25 protein-coding genes, 2 riboswitches and 1 other annotated feature are annotated in these 22,276 nt (G+C 50.4%); of the genes, 9 read left to right on the forward strand and 16 right to left on the reverse strand.

Translation table 11 applies throughout. The annotated features are described in order from the left end of the window. Positions 1-20: 20 nt before the first annotated feature. Positions 21-401, reverse strand: a complete 381-nt coding sequence (locus tag KNP04_RS05905; RefSeq protein WP_214875003.1) for a VOC family protein — start codon at positions 399-401, stop codon at positions 21-23. Positions 402-476: 75 nt separating this feature from the next. On the opposite strand from KNP04_RS05905, the gene KNP04_RS05910 reads away from it, so the two are divergent. Continuing rightward, a complete protein-coding gene (locus KNP04_RS05910; RefSeq protein WP_214875004.1) occupies positions 477-959 on the forward strand; it encodes a GNAT family N-acetyltransferase in 483 nt (160 codons plus the stop codon). Positions 960-975: 16 nt separating this feature from the next. Here KNP04_RS05910 and KNP04_RS05915 read toward each other — a convergent pair whose 3' ends face one another. From KNP04_RS05915 to mtnK, 5 genes are read right to left on the reverse strand one after another with little or no spacing between them, the layout of a single operon-like run. Further along, the gene (locus tag KNP04_RS05915; protein WP_214875005.1) at positions 976-1,977 is read right to left on the reverse strand and encodes an ABC transporter permease; all 1,002 of its coding nucleotides are present in this window, start codon (positions 1,975-1,977) and stop codon (positions 976-978) included. Between the two features lies 1 nt (position 1,978). Further along, positions 1,979-3,352: a sugar ABC transporter ATP-binding protein gene (locus KNP04_RS05920; protein ID WP_214875006.1), complete on the reverse strand. Its 1,374-nt coding sequence runs from the start codon at positions 3,350-3,352 to the stop codon at positions 1,979-1,981. Further along, positions 3,352-4,431 carry a sugar ABC transporter substrate-binding protein gene (locus KNP04_RS05925; protein ID WP_214875007.1) on the reverse strand — a complete coding sequence of 360 codons (1,080 nt, stop codon included), beginning with the start codon at positions 4,429-4,431 and terminating at the stop codon, positions 3,352-3,354. The genes KNP04_RS05920 and KNP04_RS05925 overlap by 1 nt, the downstream gene beginning before the upstream one ends. Further along, positions 4,424-5,458, reverse strand: a complete 1,035-nt coding sequence (gene mtnA / locus KNP04_RS05930) for an S-methyl-5-thioribose-1-phosphate isomerase (protein ID WP_214875008.1) — start codon at positions 5,456-5,458, stop codon at positions 4,424-4,426. The genes KNP04_RS05925 and mtnA overlap by 8 nt, the downstream gene beginning before the upstream one ends. Continuing rightward, complete coding sequence (mtnK, locus tag KNP04_RS05935; protein ID WP_214875009.1) at positions 5,455-6,606, reverse strand: S-methyl-5-thioribose kinase; 1,152 nt, start codon at positions 6,604-6,606, stop codon at positions 5,455-5,457. Before mtnK ends, mtnA begins: the two co-directional genes overlap by 4 nt. An 82-nt stretch (positions 6,607-6,688) precedes the next feature. Then, positions 6,689-6,791: riboswitch (SAM riboswitch) on the reverse strand. A 205-nt stretch (positions 6,792-6,996) separates the two neighbouring features. Then, positions 6,997-7,098, forward strand: a riboswitch (SAM riboswitch). 70 nt (positions 7,099-7,168) lie between these two features. Between mtnK and KNP04_RS05940 the strand changes: the two genes are divergently transcribed. The 4 genes from KNP04_RS05940 to KNP04_RS05955 are packed head-to-tail and all read left to right on the forward strand — an operon-like array spanning position 7,169 to position 10,131. Continuing rightward, on the forward strand, positions 7,169-8,323 hold the full coding sequence (locus KNP04_RS05940; protein WP_214875010.1) for a 2,3-diketo-5-methylthiopentyl-1-phosphate enolase: 1,155 nt from the start codon (positions 7,169-7,171) through the stop codon (positions 8,321-8,323). Beyond that, positions 8,320-8,970 (forward strand): 2-hydroxy-3-keto-5-methylthiopentenyl-1-phosphate phosphatase, encoded by a 651-nt coding sequence (locus tag KNP04_RS05945; protein WP_214875011.1) that lies wholly within the window; start codon positions 8,320-8,322, stop codon positions 8,968-8,970. The genes KNP04_RS05940 and KNP04_RS05945 overlap by 4 nt, the downstream gene beginning before the upstream one ends. Beyond that, positions 8,967-9,584 (forward strand): methylthioribulose 1-phosphate dehydratase, encoded by a 618-nt coding sequence (locus tag KNP04_RS05950; RefSeq protein WP_214759857.1) that lies wholly within the window; start codon positions 8,967-8,969, stop codon positions 9,582-9,584. The genes KNP04_RS05945 and KNP04_RS05950 overlap by 4 nt, the downstream gene beginning before the upstream one ends. A gap of 13 nt (positions 9,585-9,597) precedes the next feature. Continuing rightward, positions 9,598-10,131 carry a cupin domain-containing protein gene (locus KNP04_RS05955; protein ID WP_214694760.1) on the forward strand — a complete coding sequence of 178 codons (534 nt, stop codon included), beginning with the start codon at positions 9,598-9,600 and terminating at the stop codon, positions 10,129-10,131. 38 nt (positions 10,132-10,169) lie between these two features. On the opposite strand, the gene KNP04_RS05960 is transcribed toward KNP04_RS05955, so the two are convergent. Next, entirely contained in the window at positions 10,170-11,000 is an 831-nt protein-coding gene (locus KNP04_RS05960; RefSeq protein WP_214694762.1) for a TerC family protein, read from the reverse strand. 257 nt (positions 11,001-11,257) lie between these two features. Here KNP04_RS05960 and folE2 point away from each other — a divergent pair, with 257 nt between their 5' ends. Beyond that, positions 11,258-12,169: a GTP cyclohydrolase FolE2 gene (folE2, locus tag KNP04_RS05965; protein ID WP_214875012.1), complete on the forward strand. Its 912-nt coding sequence runs from the start codon at positions 11,258-11,260 to the stop codon at positions 12,167-12,169. Positions 12,170-12,207: 38 nt separating this feature from the next. On the opposite strand, the gene KNP04_RS05970 is transcribed toward folE2, so the two are convergent. The 3 genes from KNP04_RS05970 to pta all read right to left on the reverse strand — a co-directional run bounded on the left by KNP04_RS05970 (position 12,208) and on the right by pta (position 13,765). Beyond that, positions 12,208-12,372 carry a hypothetical protein gene (locus KNP04_RS05970; protein ID WP_012727488.1) on the reverse strand — a complete coding sequence of 55 codons (165 nt, stop codon included), beginning with the start codon at positions 12,370-12,372 and terminating at the stop codon, positions 12,208-12,210. After that, positions 12,372-12,671 (reverse strand): rhodanese-like domain-containing protein, encoded by a 300-nt coding sequence (locus tag KNP04_RS05975; RefSeq protein ID WP_074035656.1) that lies wholly within the window; start codon positions 12,669-12,671, stop codon positions 12,372-12,374. Before KNP04_RS05975 ends, KNP04_RS05970 begins: the two co-directional genes overlap by 1 nt. A gap of 104 nt (positions 12,672-12,775) precedes the next feature. Beyond that, positions 12,776-13,765 carry a phosphate acetyltransferase gene (pta, locus tag KNP04_RS05980; RefSeq protein ID WP_214744764.1) on the reverse strand — a complete coding sequence of 330 codons (990 nt, stop codon included), beginning with the start codon at positions 13,763-13,765 and terminating at the stop codon, positions 12,776-12,778. 338 nt (positions 13,766-14,103) lie between these two features. Here pta and hemQ point away from each other — a divergent pair, with 338 nt between their 5' ends. Continuing rightward, on the forward strand, positions 14,104-14,880 hold the full coding sequence (gene hemQ, locus KNP04_RS05985) for a hydrogen peroxide-dependent heme synthase (RefSeq protein WP_214694768.1): 777 nt from the start codon (positions 14,104-14,106) through the stop codon (positions 14,878-14,880). A 75-nt stretch (positions 14,881-14,955) separates the two neighbouring features. Continuing rightward, complete coding sequence (locus tag KNP04_RS05990) at positions 14,956-15,102, forward strand: hypothetical protein (RefSeq protein WP_012727492.1); 147 nt, start codon at positions 14,956-14,958, stop codon at positions 15,100-15,102. A 3-nt stretch (positions 15,103-15,105) separates the two neighbouring features. Here the strand turns inward: KNP04_RS05990 and KNP04_RS05995 are convergent, their stop codons facing one another. Further along, on the reverse strand, positions 15,106-16,044 hold the full coding sequence (locus tag KNP04_RS05995; RefSeq protein WP_214875013.1) for an ATP-grasp domain-containing protein: 939 nt from the start codon (positions 16,042-16,044) through the stop codon (positions 15,106-15,108). 152 nt (positions 16,045-16,196) lie between these two features. Here KNP04_RS05995 and KNP04_RS06000 point away from each other — a divergent pair, with 152 nt between their 5' ends. Further along, positions 16,197-17,687, forward strand: a complete 1,491-nt coding sequence (locus KNP04_RS06000; protein WP_214875014.1) for a potassium/proton antiporter — start codon at positions 16,197-16,199, stop codon at positions 17,685-17,687. A 41-nt stretch (positions 17,688-17,728) separates the two neighbouring features. Here KNP04_RS06000 and trpA read toward each other — a convergent pair whose 3' ends face one another. Genes trpA through trpD form a run of 5 tightly spaced genes read right to left on the reverse strand, consistent with a single transcriptional unit; the run spans position 17,729 to position 21,954 of the window. Next, entirely contained in the window at positions 17,729-18,496 is a 768-nt protein-coding gene (gene trpA, locus KNP04_RS06005; protein WP_214875015.1) for a tryptophan synthase subunit alpha, read from the reverse strand. Next, positions 18,493-19,680: a tryptophan synthase subunit beta gene (gene trpB, locus KNP04_RS06010; protein WP_214744775.1), complete on the reverse strand. Its 1,188-nt coding sequence runs from the start codon at positions 19,678-19,680 to the stop codon at positions 18,493-18,495. The genes trpA and trpB overlap by 4 nt, the downstream gene beginning before the upstream one ends. Further along, a complete protein-coding gene (locus KNP04_RS06015; RefSeq protein WP_214875016.1) occupies positions 19,677-20,231 on the reverse strand; it encodes a phosphoribosylanthranilate isomerase in 555 nt (184 codons plus the stop codon). Before KNP04_RS06015 ends, trpB begins: the two co-directional genes overlap by 4 nt. Continuing rightward, positions 20,207-20,968 (reverse strand): indole-3-glycerol phosphate synthase TrpC, encoded by a 762-nt coding sequence (trpC, locus tag KNP04_RS06020; protein ID WP_214875017.1) that lies wholly within the window; start codon positions 20,966-20,968, stop codon positions 20,207-20,209. The genes KNP04_RS06015 and trpC overlap by 25 nt, the downstream gene beginning before the upstream one ends. Beyond that, positions 20,965-21,954, reverse strand: coding sequence for an anthranilate phosphoribosyltransferase (gene trpD, locus KNP04_RS06025; RefSeq protein WP_214875018.1), 990 nt, complete (start codon positions 21,952-21,954; stop codon positions 20,965-20,967). Before trpD ends, trpC begins: the two co-directional genes overlap by 4 nt. Positions 21,955-22,009: 55 nt before the next feature. Next, positions 22,010-22,237, reverse strand: a binding site (T-box leader). Between the last annotated feature and the right edge of the window lie 39 nt (positions 22,238-22,276).

Here is a 22,276-nt window from a genome sequence, read left to right on the forward strand (position 1 = left end):
CACATGGCCCGGGATTATTTTTATGAGGCGAACAGACTGATCAAATTCCCATCCGCATCGTACAGGATGGCGTAACGTTGACCCCAGAACGCATCCCACGGTGCTTTGTGTGACGCATATCCTTTTTCGAGAACCGTGTCATATAATCGATCAAGCGACTCACGGCTTTCACATAAGAAGGCGAGCTCGATCCGATACCCGTCTGCCTGTTTCCATTCCCCGTATACCGATTCGGCCACTTCCACCGTATCAAACGCGAGACGAACGCCCCCCTCATCGATTTCCACATGCGCTTCCCCATTCATCGCTTCCGGAATCTCAAACCCGAGCGCACGATAAAAGTCGAGCGACCGCTTCATATCCGTCACGACGATCCCGACCATGTCCAACTTGACTGCCATCACGTTCCCTCCCCTTATTTTCATGATACGCTTTGAGTGTAGCACGACCACTTCGATCAGAGACGAGGAATTTTTATGAGCCATACGTTTCATCCACTCACACAAGAGCAAGCCGAACTGATTGCCTTCGAATGGCGCTATGAAGGCGAATACGCGTTTTACAATATGGACGCCGACGAGGAAGACCTCGCCTTATTTTTAGATGCGGATGAACGGGGAGACACGACGTTCGCCATCCTTGAAACGAATGAGCTGATTGGCTTTGTCACGTTGGACTTCGAATCAGCGGAAACTGTTTCCATCGGTCTCGGCATGCGTCCTGATTTGACGGGATGCGGCAACGGACATCGATTTCTCACTTCAATCCTTAATTGGATCCAGGCGACATATGGGACTCGCACCATACGCCTTGCCGTCGGCACGTTCAACAAACGTGCCATCCGGTTATACGAATCACTCGGTTTCATCCCACAAGACACGTTCATGCAAGAAACGAATGGTGGCGTATATCCTTTTCTCTCTATGACACGTGAACAAAACGAACCCCCGAACGCTTAATGTCCGGGGAGGTTTGTTAGGTCAGCTGTTTCTTTTGAATATACGACAGACCGAGTGCTCCAATCAAAATCGTCCCTTTGACGATGTCTTGCGCATAATACGGAACGTCCCACATCGTTAGTCCGTTCAAGAGGATTCCAATCAAAATAGCTCCAATCAACGTTCCGATGACGTTCGGACGTCCCGTCCCAAAGACCGCATAACCGATATAAGCAGCCGCGACAGCGTCCATCAAGAGGGGCGCCCCAGCCGAAACTTGCCCCGTGCCAATCCGAGATGCGAGAATGATGCCGCCGATGGCCGCAAACAATCCGCTGAGCACGTAAGCGTATAACTTGATCCGATTCACGGCAATCCCGGAGCGGCGGGCCGCTTCTGCGTTTGACCCAACGTAATAAAACTCTCGCCCTGTCCGTGTGTAGGTCAAAAACAGATGAGCCCCGATGAAGAACACTAGCATGAGCAGGGCGACGAACGGAATCGGACCAACCGTCCCTTGTCCAATGAAGAGGAACGATGGGATGAAGCGTCCTGGTGCCGTCCCCCCTTCAATCGGCATGTTGTCATAAATCGAGAATCCTTTCGTATACGTCAACTGAATCCCGTTAATGACGTACATGATGGCGAGTGTCGCTAGTAAATCCGGTAACCGAAATTTGATCGTGACGAGCGCATTCAATAATCCGACGAGAATCCCTAGTGCGAGCGGAATCAGTAGGGCGACGAGAAGCTCTTGCCGATGAAGGACAAGGCTTGCCGCTGCCCCGATTGTCGCGAGACTCGCCGTCGATCCGACCGATAAGTCAAAACCTCCGACGATGAGCGAAAACGTGACGCCGAGGGCAAGTAACGACACGATTGACACCGATTTGATGATGTCACTAAAGTTTGCATACGTCAGAAATTGATCGTTCGTCACAGTAAAGACTGCGATCAACCCAAGGATTGCGAGTAATGTCCCGTATTGACCAATATGACTGCTGATTCGTTTTCGTTCTTTGACCACTAATTGTGCCATGTCATGCGCCTCCTTTCTCTACAAATTGTCCACGGTCGAGCCAAAGAATCCGATTGGCGACCCGTTCAAGTTCATGTCGCTCACTTGACGTGAACAACACGGTCTTCCCTTGTTTCGCGAGTGCGACGACGCGTTCATACACGTCTTGTTTCGCTGCGATATCAATTCCTTTTGTCGGTTCGTCGAGCAGATAGATGTCCCGGTCGTCGAGTAGCCATTTGCTAAAGACGACCTTCTGCTGATTTCCACCACTCAGCTCACGAACCGGTTGTCTCACGTTCTCATAGCGGACGCGAAGTGATGCCAATACGTCTGAGACAGTATCGTTCTTTCCTGCGACAGAAATCACATTCCTCTCAATTGTCTCGTCAAGAAATAAACCGTGACGACGTCTCTCCTCTGGAACGAGCGCAAATCCTAAACGTACGGCATCTGTCGGTTCTTGGATCACGTGCGTTGTTCCGTCAACCGTGATGGATTGACGAAGCCCAGAAAGACCGAACAAGGCTTCCACGAGTTCCGTCTTCCCGCTCCCCGTCAATCCTCCGATCCCGAGCACTTCCCCACGGTGCGCTTCAATAGAGAGATGCGTCCCGAACGCAGGGAGAGTCACCTGCGCGGACAAACGAATCTCCTCTTCAGGAATTGCCTTCTCTTGTGTCCCTTCAAATGTCGTCCCACTCAAAAAGGTTTGAACGGCTTCCGTGGAAAGGGGTTGAAACGGTCCCTCATATACGACGCGTCCGTCTCGAAGAAACGTAGATGTTGACGTGACGCGCGTCAGTTCGTCTGACCGGTGTGTGACCAGCACAATCCCCACCCCTTCTGCCGCCAGCGTTTGTAATAATTCAAGCAAGGCAGCGGCATCCGTTTCCGACAAGGCAGCGGTCGGCTCATCGAGTAATAAATACTTGGCATCACTCTCGAGTGCCCGGGCGATGAGAAGACGTTGCTTTACGCTGAGCGGATAGTGACCGGCAGGACGCGTTGGATCGATGTCTAAACCGACCCGGGATAGCACGTCTTTTGCCCGCTGTTTCAACAGTTGTGGGCGAATCCGCTTCACCGTCTGCCATGGGAGAACATTTTCGTATACAGGCAAGTCCAAATAGAGCGCATCATCCACTTCTTGCGATACGGTGATGATGCCTTGACGAATCGCTTCCGCCGGTGTGAGACGCGTGGTCGTCCCGTCAATGGACAGTTCACCAGACGTCGGTTCGACCGTTCCGTTCAGTAGTTTGATGAGTGTACTCTTACCCGCCCCGTTCAGACCGAGGAGTCCATGAATGTCTCCCGGTTTTAGGCTGAACGACAGCTGATCGAGTACGGTCACTTCACCATACTGTTTCGTGATTCGTTCCAAGCGAATCATCAGTCGGTCTCCTTCATCCAGTCCGACCATGCCGCATTCGACTCACCCCAACCCGGAACGTATTGTCCGAGGTCACTCATTGTGACAGGTTCATCCGGCAAGACGTCACGGTCCACTAAATACGGATCAACCGAGTGAATCGAAGGGGTTTCTTCCCCGACCACTTTTTGATAAGCGTAACGGACTTGAATGCGACCAATTTCGGCTGGATCCGTCGCGGCCGTCACACCCCACGGACTCCCGTCCTCTTGCATGAGTTGTAGGTCTTCGTCACTCAAGTCAATCCCGTAAACGGCAATCTCGTCACGTCCCGCCTGCTTGATGGCACGGCTCGCCCCTTTTGCGAACTCATCCCACATCGCAAACACCGCATCGATTTCGCCTTCCGGATACTTCTTCAAAATCGCCTCCATCTGACTTTGCGTATCGAGCGCTGTATTATTCGTCGCCGAACCGAACTTTGCAACTTCCTGGATGCCCGGATAGCGTTTCAAGAACGCGTCATAAATCGTATGACGACGTTCCATCGGCGTGAATCCGCCGACCCAGATTGTGACGATGTTCCCTTCCCCGTCCAAGTCTTCTGCGAGAGCTTTGAGTGAACGCCAAGCGAGGGAATAATCATCTTGGTCGATGACCGTCACCCCTTCATTCGTTAAATCGTTATCGAATGCGACGACTTTGATGCCCTTGTCGAGCGCCCGTTGAACGGGCTCTTTCAAGGCATCGGCACGCCCGTGGTCAATTAAGATCACATCGACCCCTTGCGTCGTCGCCGTATCGACATAACTCGCCATCTTCGATAAATCATTATCGGCGTTATACACTTTCACGTTGCCACCGAACGCTTCGACTTGCTCGGTCACCCCTTCGATATATTGCGAAGAGAACGTCCCAATCGACATCTGCATGACGAGGGCGACTTCTAGGTTTTTTGGAAGGGTCTCATTCGATACGCTGACTGTTTTTGTCTCCGTTTTATTTGTTGTCGCGGTCGTTTTCGGTTGCGCCTGTTCGTTCGTGCATCCGACAAGTGCTAAGATGACGGTCAACAGGAAGATGATGATTTTTTTAGACATATGCGTTTCCTCCTACGTGTTGTACAATGACCGACTCGGTCGGTTCGAGCACACCTGTCTCTGTGATCAGACCGGTGATGAGTTCTGGTGGGGTCACATCAAACGCCGGATTGAAGACGGTGATCCCGACGAGTGCCGTCGGATGTCCCCCGATATGAGTCACTTCATGCGCGTCCCGTTCTTCGATTTGAATCGTGTCGTCTGCTTCCAAATCAAACGTCGAATGCGGGGCTGCCACATAAAACGGGATGCCGTAATGCTTCGCCAAAATCGCGAGTTGGAGTGTCCCGATCTTGTTGGCCGTATGACCGGTACGGGTGATACGGTCCGCCCCGACGATGATGGCATCGATTTGTTTCGTCTGAATCGTCCATGCGGCCATGTTGTCCGTGATCAATGTGACGTCGATGTCTGCCCGGTCGAGCTCCCATACCGTCAACCGTGCCCCTTGAAGCAGTGGACGAGTTTCCGACGCGAATACGCGAAACGGGATGCCTCGTTCTTTTCCGACATAGAACGGAGCAAGCGCGGTACCGTATCGTGACGTCGCAATGGCACCGGCGTTACAAATCGTCAACACGTTCCCACCAGCAGGTAACACGGTCAACGCATGCTCACCAATCGTGCGATACGTGGCCACGTCTTGTTCATAGATTTCAATCGCACGCGCTTTGACGGCTTTTGCAATCTGTTCAAAGTCCTCCCCCACATTCAGTCGAAGGAGTGATTCGATGACATGTTGTAAGTTGACCGCTGTTGGTCTTGTCGCAATCAACCGTTGACCAACCTGATTCAATTGGAGATGAAAATAGGGATTGTCTTGCAGGCGTGACGCTTCTTTCGCAAGGACGAACGCCCCAAAATAAGCGATGGCCGGCGCACCCCGGACTTGAAGCGACTTGATCGCCTGTTCGGCCTGTTCGAGCGTCAACACTTCGATATAGCGCTCTTCTTGCGGCAACAGCGTCTGATCTAAAATCGTCAACACCTCGGTGTCGGCATCGAAATGAATACTTTGCACACTCATACCCGCACCTCCGATAGGACCGGGATCAGCTGGTCGATCGATTGAATCTGATGGCGCTGTTTGATGAGACGTGTCCCAAGTTCTAGGGCGTGACGTTTCCGTTCGATGCGAAGGTCGTCTGGTAATGTTTCCAAGTCAGCGACTCCCGCCAGACCGACCGTCCGACGAATCAATTCGCAGCCTGCGTAGCCGATCGCATCACTCAAAATCGATGGCAACAGTTCGTCCACGAATCCTACTGTGTTGAATGGCTCGACCGCCTGTGTGAAGCGTGTACGGAACGTTTTTTCGAACGTCTCCCAGACCGTGAGCACTTCTGTGAAGCGTTCGAACCGCTTCAACGGATGTGCATACGTCGAGAACACCAAGTGAGCGATGATTTGACCGATGTCAAAACCGAACGGACCGTAAAACGCAAACTCAGGATCGATGATTTTCGTTTCTTGACGAGTCGCAAAAATGCTTCCTGTATGTAAATCCCCATGTAGCAACGCTTCGTGTTTTGTCACGAACCCAACCTTCAATTTCGTCACTTCAATTTTCAAGGCGAGGTCTGACCACAGTTGCTCCACGTCCGGACGAAGAGCCGCTTCGATTTGATTCGATTCTGCATCACGATACGGGTCAGTGAAGATCAGTTTTTCTGTGATGTCGCATAGCTCTGGATTGTAATACTCTTTTTCGATTTGTTTCTTGGCGAGCGGTCCTTTCGCATAGTCAGATGTCGCAAACAACGTTTCCCCGAGGAATGTACCGACGTGACGCGCCAAATTCGGATAGCTCTCTCCTTTTAGGAAACCCGTCCGGACGATTTCAAACGCTGACAAATCTTCTAAAATCGTATAGGCGAGTTCACGGTCGCTACCGAGTACATCTGGTACGAATTGTGGTACGACTTTTGAAAACTCACGGAGTGCCAGTTGTTCGATCCACGAACGGTCAAGCGTGAGCGGCCAGCTCTCTCCAACGACTTTTGCATACGGCAACGCCTGTTTCACGATCAATGACGTTTCTCCTTGACGAATGCGAAAGACGAGATTTAAATTTCCATCTCCGATTTCCTCACATTCTGCAATCCCCTCTTCTAGTAACCCCAACTGTCGAACGTGTTCGACGACACTTTGTTCTGTAAACGCCTCATAAGCCATGAAGATTTTCCCCTTTCTTAACTCTATGCATGAAAAAAGCCCCTTTCTCCGCGAGAAAGAGGCACACCCAAATTGGTTGTTCCTCTCATCTTTCAGACATATGTCTGGTGGATGTAGCACCGTGCCAAATGGTCGGTTGCTGCGGCGTCGTAGGGCCAATTCCCTCTGCCAACTCGCGATAAGAGTAAATGATGTAATTGTGTTTGACGTGTTGAGACGAATATTACGGATTAGGCACGCTAGTTGTCAATCCTCTATTTTCGGTCGACTCCCTATTTTTGACACGCATATATAGAAACATTATTTTTAAACTTTTTTTCTCAAAAAAAGGAATTGACGAGTGAGCGATTCTATGTAAAAATTCAATTAAATTTCACAACTTCACAACTATTCTTATCAAGAGCAGACGGAGGGACAAGCCCGATGATGTCGCAGCAACCGACCAGTAATGGCACGGTGCTAATTCTTGCAGCTATCGCTGAGAGATAAGAGTTCATTGTTTTCGAATGACCTCTTGCCAAGCCAAGAGGTCATTTTTTGTTTGACCTGAAAGGAGGAACTTATGGGAGTCATCGCAACTTATGAAATCAAACATACCGATCACGTCGAACGCGTGGCTGAGAAAATCGCACATGAGCTGACCGTCGGGACATGGACCGAATTGAACCATCTCGAACAGCATCAACTACAGGCATTCCGCGGTGAGGTCATTGATATCTCCCAACAGGAAACGACGAGTCGCTTCTCGATTCGTTACCCGCTACATAATGTGACACCGGACTTTTCGTCCATTCTGACGACGACATTCGGAAAGCTGTCGCTCGACCCAAGCGTCCAACTTGTCGACCTAACGCTCCCGGACGAGCTCGCATCGGACTTTCCTGGTGCCGCATTCGGCGTTGAAGGTGTCCGCGACATCCTTCGAGTACACGACCGACCGCTCGCCATGAGCATCTTCAAAGGTGTCATCGGCCGGGATCTCGACTTTTTGGCGACACAGCTCCGTGACCAATTCAACGGCGGAATCGACCTCGTCAAAGACGATGAGATTTTATATGACAATCCGCTCACCCCATCGCTCGAACGGGCTCGAATTGGAGCATCGATCATTCAAGAACATCAAGAATTGACGGGTCGTTCCGTTCTATACGCCGTCACGTTGAGCGGACCCGTTTTCACCTTACGCGATCAGGCAAAACGTTTGATCGAGGCAGGCGCGACCGCATTTTTGTTCAACGTGTATACGTACGGGCTTGACGTGTTACGAGAGCTCGCCAAAGACCCTGAGATTCACGTCCCGATTTTGGCACATCCTGCTTTTGCGGGAGCGTTGACCGGATCGATTCGTCATTCCCTCCTCTTTGGGAAACTGATTCGACTCGCCGGGGCGGACTTGACGCTCTTCCCGTCGCCATATGGTTCACTCTCGACACCGAAAGACGAAACACAACAGATTCAAACGTATGCGACGGAATCCCATTGGACGAAACCGATTCTGACTGTCCCGTCTGCCGGGATTCACCCAGGACTCGTTCCGGATTTGATTCGTGACTTCGGAACGGATGTCGTCATCAATGCAGGCGGTGGGATTCATGGGCATCCCGACGGTGCGGTTGCTGGAGCGAGGGCGTTCCGCCAAGCAATCGATCAGGTAATCGGTAAAACGAGCGAGACCGATGCGTTATCGACTGCGCTGAATGCGTGGGGTGCGCGATGAGTACGCACGTCATCTGTGATTTCGACGGAACCATCACGGAAGAAGATAACATCATCGTGTTGATGCGACGCTTCGCCCCACCTGAATGGGTCGAACTCAAAGATGGTGTTTTGAACCAAACGCTCTCCATTCGAGAAGGCGTCGGTCAGATGTTCAGCCTGCTCCCGAGCCATCAGGAGACTTTGTATCGCGACTTTCTGCAGTCGACCATCACGCTTCGAGCGGGGTTTGTCGAGTTTTTGCAAGAGATACAATCACAGGGTTTTCGATTTGATGTCGTCAGTGGAGGCATGGACTTTTTCGTCCATCCGATTCTAGAAGGTCATGTCGCACCGGAACACATCTACTGCAATCACGTTGATTTTTCAGAAGCGACAGCGCGCGTCACATGGCCTCATTCATGTGATGTTCATTGTTCGAATGATTGCGGATGTTGCAAGCCGACGATTGCCCGACAGATCGTCTCACCTACCGACACGTTAATCGTGATCGGGGATTCCGTCACCGATTTTGAAATCGCCAAACGCGCCGACGTCGTGTATGCGCGCGGTCAACTGATTTCGCTATGCGAGGCGGAAGGAATTCACTATGTTCCGTTCGAGACATTCCATGACATTTCAGCTTATACGAAAGGAGTGAACGTATGACTGTACAAGAACGATGGGTCGAACTTGCCGACATTAAAGACGAGCTCGCCGCACGGGACTGGTTCCCCGGCACGAGCGGCAACCTGGCAATCCGCGTATCGGACGACCCGCTGACGTTCCTCGTGACAGCAAGCGGTCGTGATAAACGAAAGCGTACGGATGAAGACTTCGTTCTCGTCGATGCGACCGGTCAATTGATTGGAGAACAGTCAGGCAAACCGTCCGCGGAGACGTTGCTACACGTCGAAATCTTTAACAACACGAACGCAACCTGTTCCCTTCACGTGCATACGGTCGACAATAACGTCATCTCGGAGCTTTATGCAGCAAAAGGTCATGTTACGTTCACGGGTCAAGAAATCATCAAGGCACTCGGCCATTGGGAGGAAGCGGCAATTGTCCGGATCCCGATTGTCGAGAACCATGCGGATATCCCGACGCTTGCCCGTTCATTTGCCCCACATGTTACAAGTGATGCCGGTGCTGTTCTCATCCGGAACCATGGGATCACCGTTTGGGGCGAAACGCCCGCTGCGGCAAAACGTTATTTAGAGTCATATGAATTTTTGTTTAGCTATTCATTAAAATTACGCGCCTTAGGCGTCCATTCATAAGGAGGAATTCAACATGGCAACGATTTATTTTCAACAAACCGAAGAACGTGTCAGTGATCAACAAGAGGTACGTGACTTTTTAGAATCACGAGGCATCCTTTACGAAGCATGGGACATCGCGAAATTACCGGCTTCCCTTCAAGAGAACTATCAACTAACAGACGAAGACAAAGCCGTCATTTTATCGACGTTCCAAGACGAGATTCAAGACGTATCGACGCGACGTGGTTACCAAACGGCTGACGTCATCTCCTTGTCCGATGCGACGCCGAACTTAGACGAACTGCTCGTCAACTTCCAAAAAGAACATCACCATACGGACGACGAGGTTCGTTTCATCGTCAGTGGTCACGGCATCTTTGCGATTGACGATGCAGAACGCGGTTACTTCAATATCGAGCTCAATCCGGGTGACCTCATCTCCGTACCGGTCAACACACGTCATTACTTCACATTGCAAGAAGACCGCCAAGTCGTCGCCGTTCGTATTTTCGTGACGACCGAGGGCTGGGTGCCGATTTACGAAAAAGAGAACGTGCAGGCATAAGAAAAGGTCTCTCGCTTAAAAACGAGAGACCAATTTTTTTAATGTTTGACCGCTGTCGGTTTCGATGAGAACCAGCCCCATGTTGCAATCCCGACCATGACTGACCAAAAGAAGATTGTCCAAGCTGTCGAGTGGACGAAGCCGTCTGGGAGTCCCATGAATTCGAACGGCGTGCCGGCAATCAACTCTTTGAAACCTGGGTGTTCGAGTACGAGAACCGTTAATTTGACCCCGACCCAACCGACGATGATGAAGGCGGCCGTTTCAAGTGTAGGACGTTGATGAAGCAACTTGACGAAAATACGTGCCGCAAATCGCATCAAGACGACCCCGATGAGTCCACCTGTCAAGACGACGAAGAACTGACCTGAGTCAATTCCACCGATTTCACCAAGACCGAGTGGTGGCAAGCTGACCGCAAGCGCGACCGCTGCCAAGATCGAATCGACCGCAAAAGCGATGTCCGCAAACTCGACTTTCGCAACAGTGAGCCAAAACTCTTTCTTCGATACCGGCTTTTCTGTGACAGCCGTCTCTTCTTTCGCTTCGGCCGCCAACTCCTGTTGCGGCTCCATCTTCCTCGCCTTATAAGTCATATACAGGTGTCGCGCACTCATTCCGATTAAGTAAAGTGCACCGAGTGCCTGTACTTGCCATACGTTGATCAAGAACGAGATTAAGAACAATGCGATAAATCGGAAGACGAACGCCCCTAAGAGTCCGTAGAACAATGCCTTCTTCTGTTCTGTACGCGGCAAGTGTTTGACCATGACGGCCAAGACGAGCGCGTTGTCTGCAGATAATAAGCCTTCCAAACCGACGAGTACGACGACGATCCAGGCATACTGCAGGACTAACTGCCAATCCATAAAAAACATCTCCTTTTGTTTTTCAGTTCCTTCATATTTAATAGTGATCTATTTTTTAAGTTCACAGGACCATTTTATTCCCGTTCACAAAGTAAAGCAATCCTCTTTCTTTAATATCTTGAGGATTTTTTTTGCGATTGCATATTGAAAACATGTTATGAGAGCAAAATCATACCCGTTCAGCCATCATTTCGTGATAAAATCCTAACAAGAACGAGTGGTCCTTTGAACCGCTCTAAAAAAAGGAGAATCCGATTATGTCTACAAGCCATGTCGCTTTACCTACTAAAGCAGAACGACATAAATTGTTCGGGTCGGTCCCACCGATTAAAGGAACAAAGCCGACCGAGAAAGAACAGATGGTCGATTTACAAAATACACCGAAAAACTTCTTATTCGCCCTCGACAGTGTCGGCATCTCAAATGTGAAGCACCCTGTGAACGTCGAGACGCCAGAAGGGGTCCAATCTACGGTCGCTACATTCGAATTGACGACATCGCTCGTTCAAGACCGTAAAGGAATCAACATGTCTCGTTTGACGGAACAGCTCGATGCGTACCATCAACAAGGATGGACGGTATCGAACCGTTCGTTGATCGAGTTCGCACAGGAACTTGCCGAGCGTATGGAACAAACGGAAGGGCAATTGACAATCCGTTACCCATGGTTCTTCACACGTAAAGCACCTGCGACAGGTCTTAGCGGTTTGATGAACGCAGACGTCATGCACCGTGTGACGTACAACCTTGAAACGGGCGTCGCAAACGTGACAGTTGGTCTCATCATCAACGTCACGACGCTTTGCCCATGTTCAAAAGAAATCAGTGAGTACAGCGCCCATAACCAACGTGGATACATCACGATCGAAGCAGGTCTTGATGAGACGTCGATGGACGGATTCGACTGGCGCACTGCACTTCTCGATGCAGCGGAATCGAACGCCTCAGCACCACTCCACCCGGTCCTTAAACGTCCGGATGAAAAGCGTGCGACTGAAATCGCGTACGAAAACCCACGTTTCGTAGAAGACATGGTCCGCTTGATTGCGGCTGACTTGTACGAGATGAAAGAAGTCGTGAACTTCTTCGTCGAATGCCGTAACGAAGAATCGATTCACCAACACGATGCCATCGCATCAATCACATTTGATAAACGCCAAGACGCATAAAAAATGCGGAACCTTCTTTAGAAGAGGTTCCGCATTTTTTATAGACTTGTCACGAGTTCGATCGTCAATAAGATGATGATGAGCATCACCCAGACTGCCCAGACGAGTCGCCACTTCTCCCAGTCAAATCGCTTCATCACCGCATAGACAGTAAGGTAAAGCGCGATGAGAAGGGGTACGACGACCCAAGGATTTTCTAACATCACGCTTCGATGTCGCCATCCCAAGCGAGCATCCCGCCGTCGACGTTGACGACTTTGTAGCCTTGTGACTCTAAGTAATCACACGCTGTTTGACTTCGTCCACCTGAGCGACAGATGACGTGATACACATTGTCTTGTGCCAACTTTTCTGTCACATGTGGGAATTCAGATAGTGGATAGAGCGGTACGTTCGGGATATGCCCTGCATCATATTCATCTTGTTCGCGCACATCGATGATATGGAGAGACTCCCCGTTCTCTAACTTTTCTCGTAATTCCGTCGCATGAATGCTTTGCATACATAGCTCCCCTTTCGATAATGGATTCCTCTTTTAGTTTACCTCAGCTACCATTCAAAAAAACACAAAAAAAGCACCCTTCTATCAAGAAGGATGCTCCGGACTTACGCTTCGTTGCGCTCGTCGATTGCTTGTGCTGCTGTGATGAGCGTCAATTTGTAGACGTCCTCTTCGTTACAGCCACGTGATAAGTCGTTCACTGGTTTGTTGAGACCTTGAAGAATCGGGCCGATCGCTTCGAATCCACCGAAACGTTGAACCATCTTGTAGCCAATGTTTCCTGCTTCAAGACTTGGGAAGACGAATACGTTCGCCTTACCAGCAACGTCAGAACCCGGTGCTTTCTTCGCCGCTACGCTAGGGACGAATGCCGCATCGAATTGAAGTTCTCCGTCGATTGGAAGGTTCGGTGATTTTTCTTTTGCAAGGCGAGTCGCTTCCACGACTTTCTCCGTTTCAGGTGACTTCGCAGAACCTTTCGTCGAGAAGCTAAGAAGCGCGACTTGTGGGTCGATGCCGAATGTCTTCGCTGTCGCTGCCGACAAGAATGCGTTCTCTGCTAAGTCTGCAGCGTCCGGTGCGATGTTGATTGCACAGTCCGAGAAGACGTATTGCTCGTCGTCACGTACCATGATGAACACACCTGACGTCTTTTTGATCCCTGGTTGCATTTTGATGATTTGAAGTGCCGGACGTACCGTATCGGCCGTCGCGTGCATCGCGCCTGAGACAAGACCTTCTGCTTTGCCTGTATGAACGAGCATCGTTCCGAAGTAGTTCACGTCTGATGTGAGGAGTTCGCGCGCTTGTTCAGCTGTCGCTTTCCCTTTACGACGCTCGACGAATGATTCGACAAGAACATCGATGTCTTCGTATGTCGCTGGGTCGTATTGTGTCAAACCTGAGATGTCAAAACCGTGTTTTGCCGCAACCGCTTCGACGTCTGCTTTCGCACCGACGACGATTGGTTCTACCATACCGTCCGCCTTTAATCGAACAGCCGCTCCAAGAACACGCTCATCGACGCCTTCTGGGAAGACGATCGTTGGACGAATCGGACTGACTTTTTGCTTCAACGTTTCAAATAATTTCATAACGAATGAACCCCTTTTCTCAATTTACAGCATGACTGCTAGTGGTTTTGCCGTTGACTTGTGTCTTTACGCGATTTCAATTATACACAGTACCCTTTTTAAAATAAACTATTCTGCCCATTTCGCCATAAATCGCTTAGAATCAATCATTATATGAATAGAACAGTTTTGACAAATCGACTGATACAGCCATTTTTGTAGCCGTTTTCATGTTTCTGTCCTCTGTTCTTTACCCTTCGTGAATCGTGATAACCCTCACAGTGTCTCAAAGTTGCCAGTCAGTGAAGCGTGTGTGGTAAAATAGACGGCGAAGCCAAGTCCCGAAAGGAGATTTTTTTATGTCAGAACGTCCAGTACCTACAACAGATACACAACATGCCGCCGCCACGTTAGACGGATGGTATACCCTTCATGATTTCCGCACAATCGATTGGGCTCGATTGAAGCTCGTCGACGCCGAGAAGCGTCAACAGATGATTGACGAGTTCACTGCGTTCCTCACTTCTCTTGAAGAAGTCGAAGCAAAAGGTGAAGGAAGCCACGCCTTCTACTCGATTCTCGGTCAAAAGGCAGACCTCGTCTTGATGGTGCTTCGCCCAACGTTTAACGAACTTGAAGACGTCGAGCGCGCATTCCGCAAAACAGCGCTATACGACTATATGATTCCGTCGTATTCGTACGTGTCAGTCATCGAGCTCGGTATGTATCGTGGATCTGGAGATGGGGACCCATATCAAAACCCTCATATCCGCTCACGTCTCTACCCGACACTTCCAAAAGCCGCACACATCTGTTTCTATCCGATGAGCAAGGCTCGTCGCGACGGCGACAACTGGTACATGTTGTCGATGGATGAGCGCAAAGACCTCATGTATCGCCACAGCATGATTGGCCGTAGCTACGCCGGTAAGATTCAGCAGTTCATCGGTGGGTCGACTGGATTCGACGCATGGGAATGGGGCGTCACGCTCTTCGCTGAAGATTCACTTCAGTTCAAGAAGATCGTCTACGAGATGCGCTTCGATGAAGTGAGTGCGAAATACGGTGAGTTCGGCGACTTCTACGTCGGAAACATCTTACCGAAAGAAAATTTGAGCACATTCTTTAGCGTGTAAAAGGTTTACGCGTATAGCACCTCGGGAATTAAGGATGATGTAAGCAAGTTATCCTAATCAACGAGGTGAACAACGATGCGCGTGTTTAAAGAAACCGATCGTGACACTGCGGAACGTTTAGATTCGTTCATCGAACGAATGGCACCGACAGCAGAATTAGTCCAACATCGATTTGAAGAGCAACTCAAACATACACAGCAAAAGGGTCAGGCGAGCGCCTGACCCTTATTTTGTCGTGGTGACGTGAAGCGCGTCGCCTAAGAAAGTAGCCAATTCAAGCATCCCATAGCGCCCTGCTTTCGCTTCAGCGTCGGAATTATAGTTCGTGTTCGTATTGACGTCGTAGGCGTAGACGTTACCGTCTCGGTCTCGGATAATCTCAATTCCGGCGATATCAATCTCATTCGCTTTCAGGAACTGTTCGAGCTGTGGAATGATCGGGTCATCGAATCCTTCGACGATTTCAAACTTCGCCGGTGGCGTCTCCCCGACCGGGCAGAACTGGTCTTCAATCGAGCAGGCATCTGCCGGGCAGAGCTGGAATCCTTCCGATGTATCGACACGCACCGCATAAAGGAACTTCCCACCGATGAATTCACAACGGGTAATATACGGTTCCGGGGCTTCAATATACTGTTGGATGAGCGTGATGCCGTCAATCGAGTCCTCAAACGAGGCACCATACACATAATCCTTCAATCCTTCGATCGTATGGAACAATTGGACCCCGAGTCCTTTTCCGGCACGATTATGTTTCGTGATGAACGGTGTCATGTCTAGCTTTTCGGCCGCCTCGATGATTTGGTCTTTACCGACCGCCGCAATCGTCTTCGGCACACGAATCCCTTCGCGGCGAAGCGCCGTGTACTGATTGACTTTACTCACTTCTAGACGGATGGCACGCGTTCCGTTGAACACGGTACGGTCATGCGCCTCTAGCCAAGCGAGGACACCTTCCGTCAACTCAGGCGCGTACCGATGCCCGCGTGTGTGCGAAGAAGCACTCATACGATTATAAAAGACACCTTCCGGGGGGATTGCTTCGAGATCAATCGTCCCTTGGTCCAAGTGCCATAGTTCATAAGGCAACTGTAGTTCTTCTAAACGATGAACCAGGTGGTTCGTCCATTCTTCGTTCTCATGAATGACGTGAATTTTAGACATCATCATCCCTCCTTATTCGATGTCCTCACTTTACCACATCCATAACTCATAATTCCAATGCGCAAGGTTGGTCTAATCGTTAATTCTGAAATATCAGACGATTTCATGGTACAATGAACTCAAGAGCTTTGTTTTGAAAGGATGTGTTGTGTTTGCCCGTACCTGTTATCAGTACTGATGTACTCATTTTACTCTTCGGTCTACTCCTTGTAGCCGGTGTCATGGCGACGCGAATCTCGACTCGATTCGGCTTACCCGCCTTGATCTTGTTTATGGGGATCGGCATGATCATGGGAAGTGATATTACCGGTCTCATCTTCTTCGACGACTCCAACCTGGCACAGCTGATCGGGGTTGCCGCCCTGATTGTCATTTTGTTTGAAGGGGGTCTTCAGACGAAATGGTCATCGATTCGGAGTGTTCTCGCGCCAGCTGCCTCACTTGCGACATTCGGTGTCTTAATCACTACGACCGTCGTCGCTGTAGCCGTTCGTTTCGTATTTGGTTTCGATTGGATTGAATCTTTCTTATTCGGTGCGATTATCGGTTCAACCGATGCGGCGGCCGTCTTTTCTGCATTTAAAGGAAAGAACATCTCACCGAAAGTCGGTGCGACACTCGAAGCCGAGTCCGGCACGAACGACCCGATGGCGATGTTTTTAACGATTCTCGCCCTCGACTTCATGATGAAGCCGGATACAACCATCTGGGACGGGATTTGGATGTTCATCCTTCAGATCGTTGTCGGAGCGCTGATTGGTGTACTGTTTGGTCATCTATCTCGTTTGATGATTAATCATTTGCAACTTGATTCAAGTGGACTTCATGCAGTTCTCATGATTTCAATGGCATTTTTCACTTACGGTGCCGCAACTTATTTGTCTGGTAGCGGACTTCTCGCTGTATACTTGACTGCCATGATTATCGGAAACGCACATACGGCCCACGAAGTGACGATTCTTCAATTTTCAGAAGCACTTGCATGGATCATGCAAATCATTATGTTCGTCATCCTCGGGTTGCTCGTTTTCCCTCGACAACTCATTGAACCGGACTTGATTTGGAAAGGAGTACTCATTTCATTTGTTCTCATGTTCTTGGCCCGTCCGATCGCCGTCTATCTATCGACGCTCGGCATGGCATTCACGAGAAAAGAGAAACTATTTATCTCTTGGGCCGGATTAAAGGGAGCTGTCCCGATTGTATTAGCTACCTTCCCTCTAATCGCAGGAATTGAAGACAGTCAGCTCTTATTCAATGCCGTCTTCTTCGTCGTCGTGACGAGTGCCTTGATCCAAGGGACGACGTTGACACCGCTCGCTGAAAAATTAAACCTTCTTGGTCCCGATAAATTGAAACCGCCATATACGATTGCTCTCGTTTCTTGTAAGCAGTCGCAATATCAACTTGCCCCTTATGTGGTCACCGATCGATCATCACTAATCGGTAAGACGCTAGCGGACATCACGCTCCCACCGAACACCGTCGTGAACGCCATCGTCCGAAACGAATATTTGATTCCACCGAATGGACAAACATCGATTGAAGAAGGCGACTTACTATATGTGCTCGCCTCGATGTATCGCCATGATCAACTCGACCAAACATTTGGTGAAGACGGTCTCGACCGTGTGGAATTATGAGTAAACGAATAACCGGCGCCTCTTTTGAAGCGCCGGTTTTCTTATGCGTGTATGTGCTTTGCCGATCGAATCAACGTCTCGACGTCATCTGTTCGTCCTTCATGAAGTGCCTCGACGATGAAACTCCCGACGACAACACCATCACATGCTTGTCCCAACGTCTGTACTTGCTCAGGACGGTGTACGCCGAATCCTGCCAAGACGGGAACCCGTGACTGCTCTGTCAATCGAGTCAAATAGGCGAGTAACTCGTCCGGGAACACATCCGCTTTCCCAGTCGTTCCTTTGAGCGTGACCGCATAGACGAATCCTTCTGCTTTCTCTAAGATGGATGCCGTACGTTCTTCACTACTCGTCAATGTAACGAGTGGGATGACGGCGACGTCATGCCGGTCGATATTCGCGAACAATTGAAGACTCTCTTCAAACGGGAGATCCGGAATGATGACCCCACTTACACCACATTCGTTCGCCCGGTCAAAGAACGGTTGAATCCCGAACCGAAACACTGGATTCAAGTATGTCATCAAGACGATTGGAACGTTAAATTGATCATTTCCTTCTATTAAATGGTTCAATACCATTTTGAGCGTCACACCTGCTTCAAGAGCACGCATTCCTGCCGCCTCGATGATTGGACCATCTGCCACCGGGTCCGAGAAAGGAATTCCGAGTTCAATCGCCGTCGCACCCATCCGTTCTAGTTCTACAATGGTCGGGATGAGTCGGTCCATCCCGCCATCACCAGCCATGATATATGGGACGAATGCTGCCCCTTCTCGCTGTCGAATTGCTGTCTCTAGTTTCATCGTGTCGCCACCTTCTCTCGGATTGTGTGGACGTCTTTGTCTCCGCGTCCTGATAAACAAATCACCAATGTTTCGTCTTCACCCATCGTCTTCGCGAGCGTCTCTGCGTAAGCGAGAGCGTGAGAAGACTCCAAGGCAGGAATGATGCCTTCTTGTCGACTGAGAGCAAGACACGCATCGAGTGCCGCGTCATCTGTAACAGCTGCATACCGCACCCGCTCAATATCTTTCAAGAAGCTATGCTCTGGTCCTACCCCTGGGTAATCGAGCCCGGCTGAGATTGAATGTGCCTCCTCGATTTGACCTGCCGCATCTTGTAGGACATACATGAGCGAACCATGTAGGACACCGACTTCCCCTTTCGTAAGGGTTGCCGCGTGTTTATCTGTATCAATACCACTACCTGCTGCCTCGACACCGTAGAGGGCGACCGACTCATCGTTCAAGAACGGATAGAACATCCCCATGGCGTTACTTCCTCCACCGACACAAGCGACCACGGCGTCTGGGAGGCGTCCGGTCTGTTCGAGGATTTGACGACGCGTCTCTGTTCCAATCACGCTTTGGAAGTCACGTACCATCTGCGGGAACGGGTGCGGTCCGAGTACAGAGCCCATCACATAATGTGTATCGTCGACATGTTTGACCCAGTAACGGAGCGCTTCATTGACGGCATCTTTTAGCGTACGGCTGCCTGATTTGACAGGGACGACTTTCGCTCCGAGCAGTTCCATCCGAAAGACGTTTAACGCTTGGCGCTCGACGTCGACCTCACCCATGAAGATGGTGCACTCTAAATCGAGTAATGCACATACCGTCGCAGTCGCGACGCCGTGCTGACCAGCACCCGTCTCCGCGACGACTTTCTGTTTCCCCATCCGCTTCGCGAGGAGCGCCTGCCCAATCGTGTTGTTGATTTTATGGGCACCGGTATGGTTCAAGTCTTCCCGTTTCAAATAGACATTCGTCCCGAGGCGACGACTCAAGTTCGACGCATAGTAGAGAGGTGTCTCACGTCCCACGTATTCGCTTAATAAAGAAGAGAAGCGTTCTTGAAACTCAGGATCTTGCTTCGCTTCTTCGTAAGCGACCTCTAATTCTTCGACCGCTTGCATGAGCGTCTCCGGAATGTACTTCCCACCGTATTGTCCAAATTTCCCGTTCACTGGTTGTGCATACATCATAGTTCCTCCTTGGCGCGTTGAATGAACGCACGAATTTTTTCGATATCTTTCACACCGTCCGTCTCGACACCGCTCGAGACGTCGACGCCGTCTGGTTGAATCGTTTGAATCGCTTGTCTCACATTATCTGGGGATAGACCACCCGCTAGCCAAAACGGACGTTTCGGCCGGTCGATTGCGTCCCAGTTCAATACTTGCCCACTTCCCGGATTCGGATGATCCATCAACCGGACATCCGCCGTCTCCTCGATCGACGCATCGATAACCGGTAACCCGAAGATGCGGAGTTCTTCCATTGATTGTGTCCGATGGTGAATTTGTAAATCCGTCAGCCCGACGTCCATCGCTTGCTCGATGTCTTCCATTGAAGGACTTAAAAACACACCAACGATTCGAACCGATTGTGGGATCTGTGTAGCTAGCGCCTTCGCTGTCGCCACGTCGATTTGACGGGAACTCGGTGCGAATACGAACCCGATGGCATCCGCTCCCGCCTCGACCGCTGCCTGGACAGCTTCTTCTGTCTTTATTCCACAGATTTTAACGAACATGTTTTCAACTCCTCGAGTAACCGGGTCGGGTCTTCTTCACGCATGAGTGCTTCCCCGACGAGAATGGCGCTTGCCCCAGCTTCTTGTAAACGCGCAGCTGCCTCGATCGTACTGACACCACTTTCGCTGACAAATGTGACGTCGGGGTAGCGTTTCATCAAATCAATCGATGTCTCGAGGGATACATCGAACGTTTTTAAGTCTCTGTTATTGATGCCAATCAACACGTCATCAAGTTCGAGCGCGATGTGTAACTCCGCCTCGTCATGTACTTCGACTAAGACGTCGAGACCAATGGAGCGGGCATATCGCGTCAACTCGTGGAGACGTGTCGGATGAAGGGCTGCCACGATTAGAAGTGCCACACTCGCTCCGTAATGCTTCGCATAGTCGAGTTGTCGTTCATCGATGATGAAATCTTTACAGAGCACCGGAATCGTGACAACGTCGGCGACTTGTCGCAAATCGTCAAACGATCCGTTGAAATACGTTTTGTCTGTCAGAACGGAAATCATCGTGGCACCGGCTTGTTCATATTGACGAGCCCGTTCGGCGACGTCGACCGTTTCTCGAATCATTCCTTTCGAGGGGGATGATCGCTTGATTTCCGAGATGATATGGAATCCATCATTCATCATATTTAAAAGAGCAACCGGTTTTGTCACAGCAACATCGATAGGCTGCATGTGACTGACCTCTTCGATTTTCGTTCCGATGATTTTCGTTAAATAACTCATGCCTCTACCTCCGTACGTTGTAAGTGTTGTAACACGCGCAAGGCGTGTCCTTCGTCAATGCTTCGTTTCGCCTCTTTCACTCCCTCCCGGAGCGTTGAAGTCGTGCCGTACGTGCAAAGGGCCAGCGCCGCGTTCAGTAAGACGACGTCTCGTGCTGGACCGGTTTCTCCGTTCAACACGGCGAGAAGTGTTGCGGCGTTCTCTTCCGGTGTGCCTCCGCGTAATGCTTCGAGCGGCGCCCGCATCAAGCCGACATCTCGTGGGTCGACCGCGTAACGCGCCGTCTGTTCCCCATCAAAGAAATACACATCGTTCACACCAGCAAGGCTCGCTTCATCGAGGCCTCCCGCACCGTGTACGACCATGCCACGCTCTACACCAAGATGCCGCATCGCGGTCCCCATTTTCTCAAGTAGCGACGGATGATAAACACCGATCAATTGTCGTTTCGGACGAAGCGGATTCGTCAACGGTCCGATTTGATTGAAGATGGTCGCCGTTGCGAGCCGTTTCCGGACCGGCATGACGTGTTTCATAATCGGATGTACATGTTGGGCGAAGAGGAAACTCAAATTCGTTCGCTTCAAGTCGGCATGTACTTCTTCTGCCGTCTTCACGATTGGAACGTTCAATGCTTCGAGGACGTCGGCGCTTCCCGATCGACTCGATACGCTTCGGTTTCCGTGCTTGGCGACTGGAATACCGAGACCGGCTAGGACGAACGCGACGGTCGAACTGATGTTGAACGTGTTCGCCCCGTCGCCACCAGTGCCGCACACATCGAGTACCGGTAAATCAGTCGGGGGGAACTGTGCCGCTTCACGGATGTACGCTGCGAGTCCCGCCATCTCTTCTGCCGTCTCCCCGCGTTCTTTCATCGCGAGTAGCACCCGTTCGATTTGTGCCTCATCCGCTTGGAACATCTCGCTTGCTGCCACTTTCATATCTGCTGTCGATAATGCGTTTGTCTCCAATTGTTGAATCATCGTCTGTTCCCCCTCTAAAAATGTGTATAAAAAAACTCCACACGACAGTCGTCGTATGGAGGACGGTTCTAGACCGCGGTGCCACCTCTCGTTGATTCCAAAGAATCCACTCTCCGATGCAATCACATCGTATCCCGATAACGGGGGAAACCGTCACGACCTACTTCATTCAGCCATGCTCTCATGAGCCCATTCACGCGGACGCCTCGGTCAGGATCTCACCATCCCTGACTCTCTGGACGAAACGTCTTCTCGCGCTACTCTTCTCAATCCTCGATTTGTGTTATTGAAACGAAAAAGGGGTCACCCGTCTCCTCATAGC

Origin of the sequence: Exiguobacterium sp. CH10 (assembly GCF_018617635.1) — a bacterium.
Classification (GTDB): Bacteria; Bacillota; Bacilli; order Exiguobacteriales; family Exiguobacteriaceae; genus Exiguobacterium; species Exiguobacterium aestuarii_A.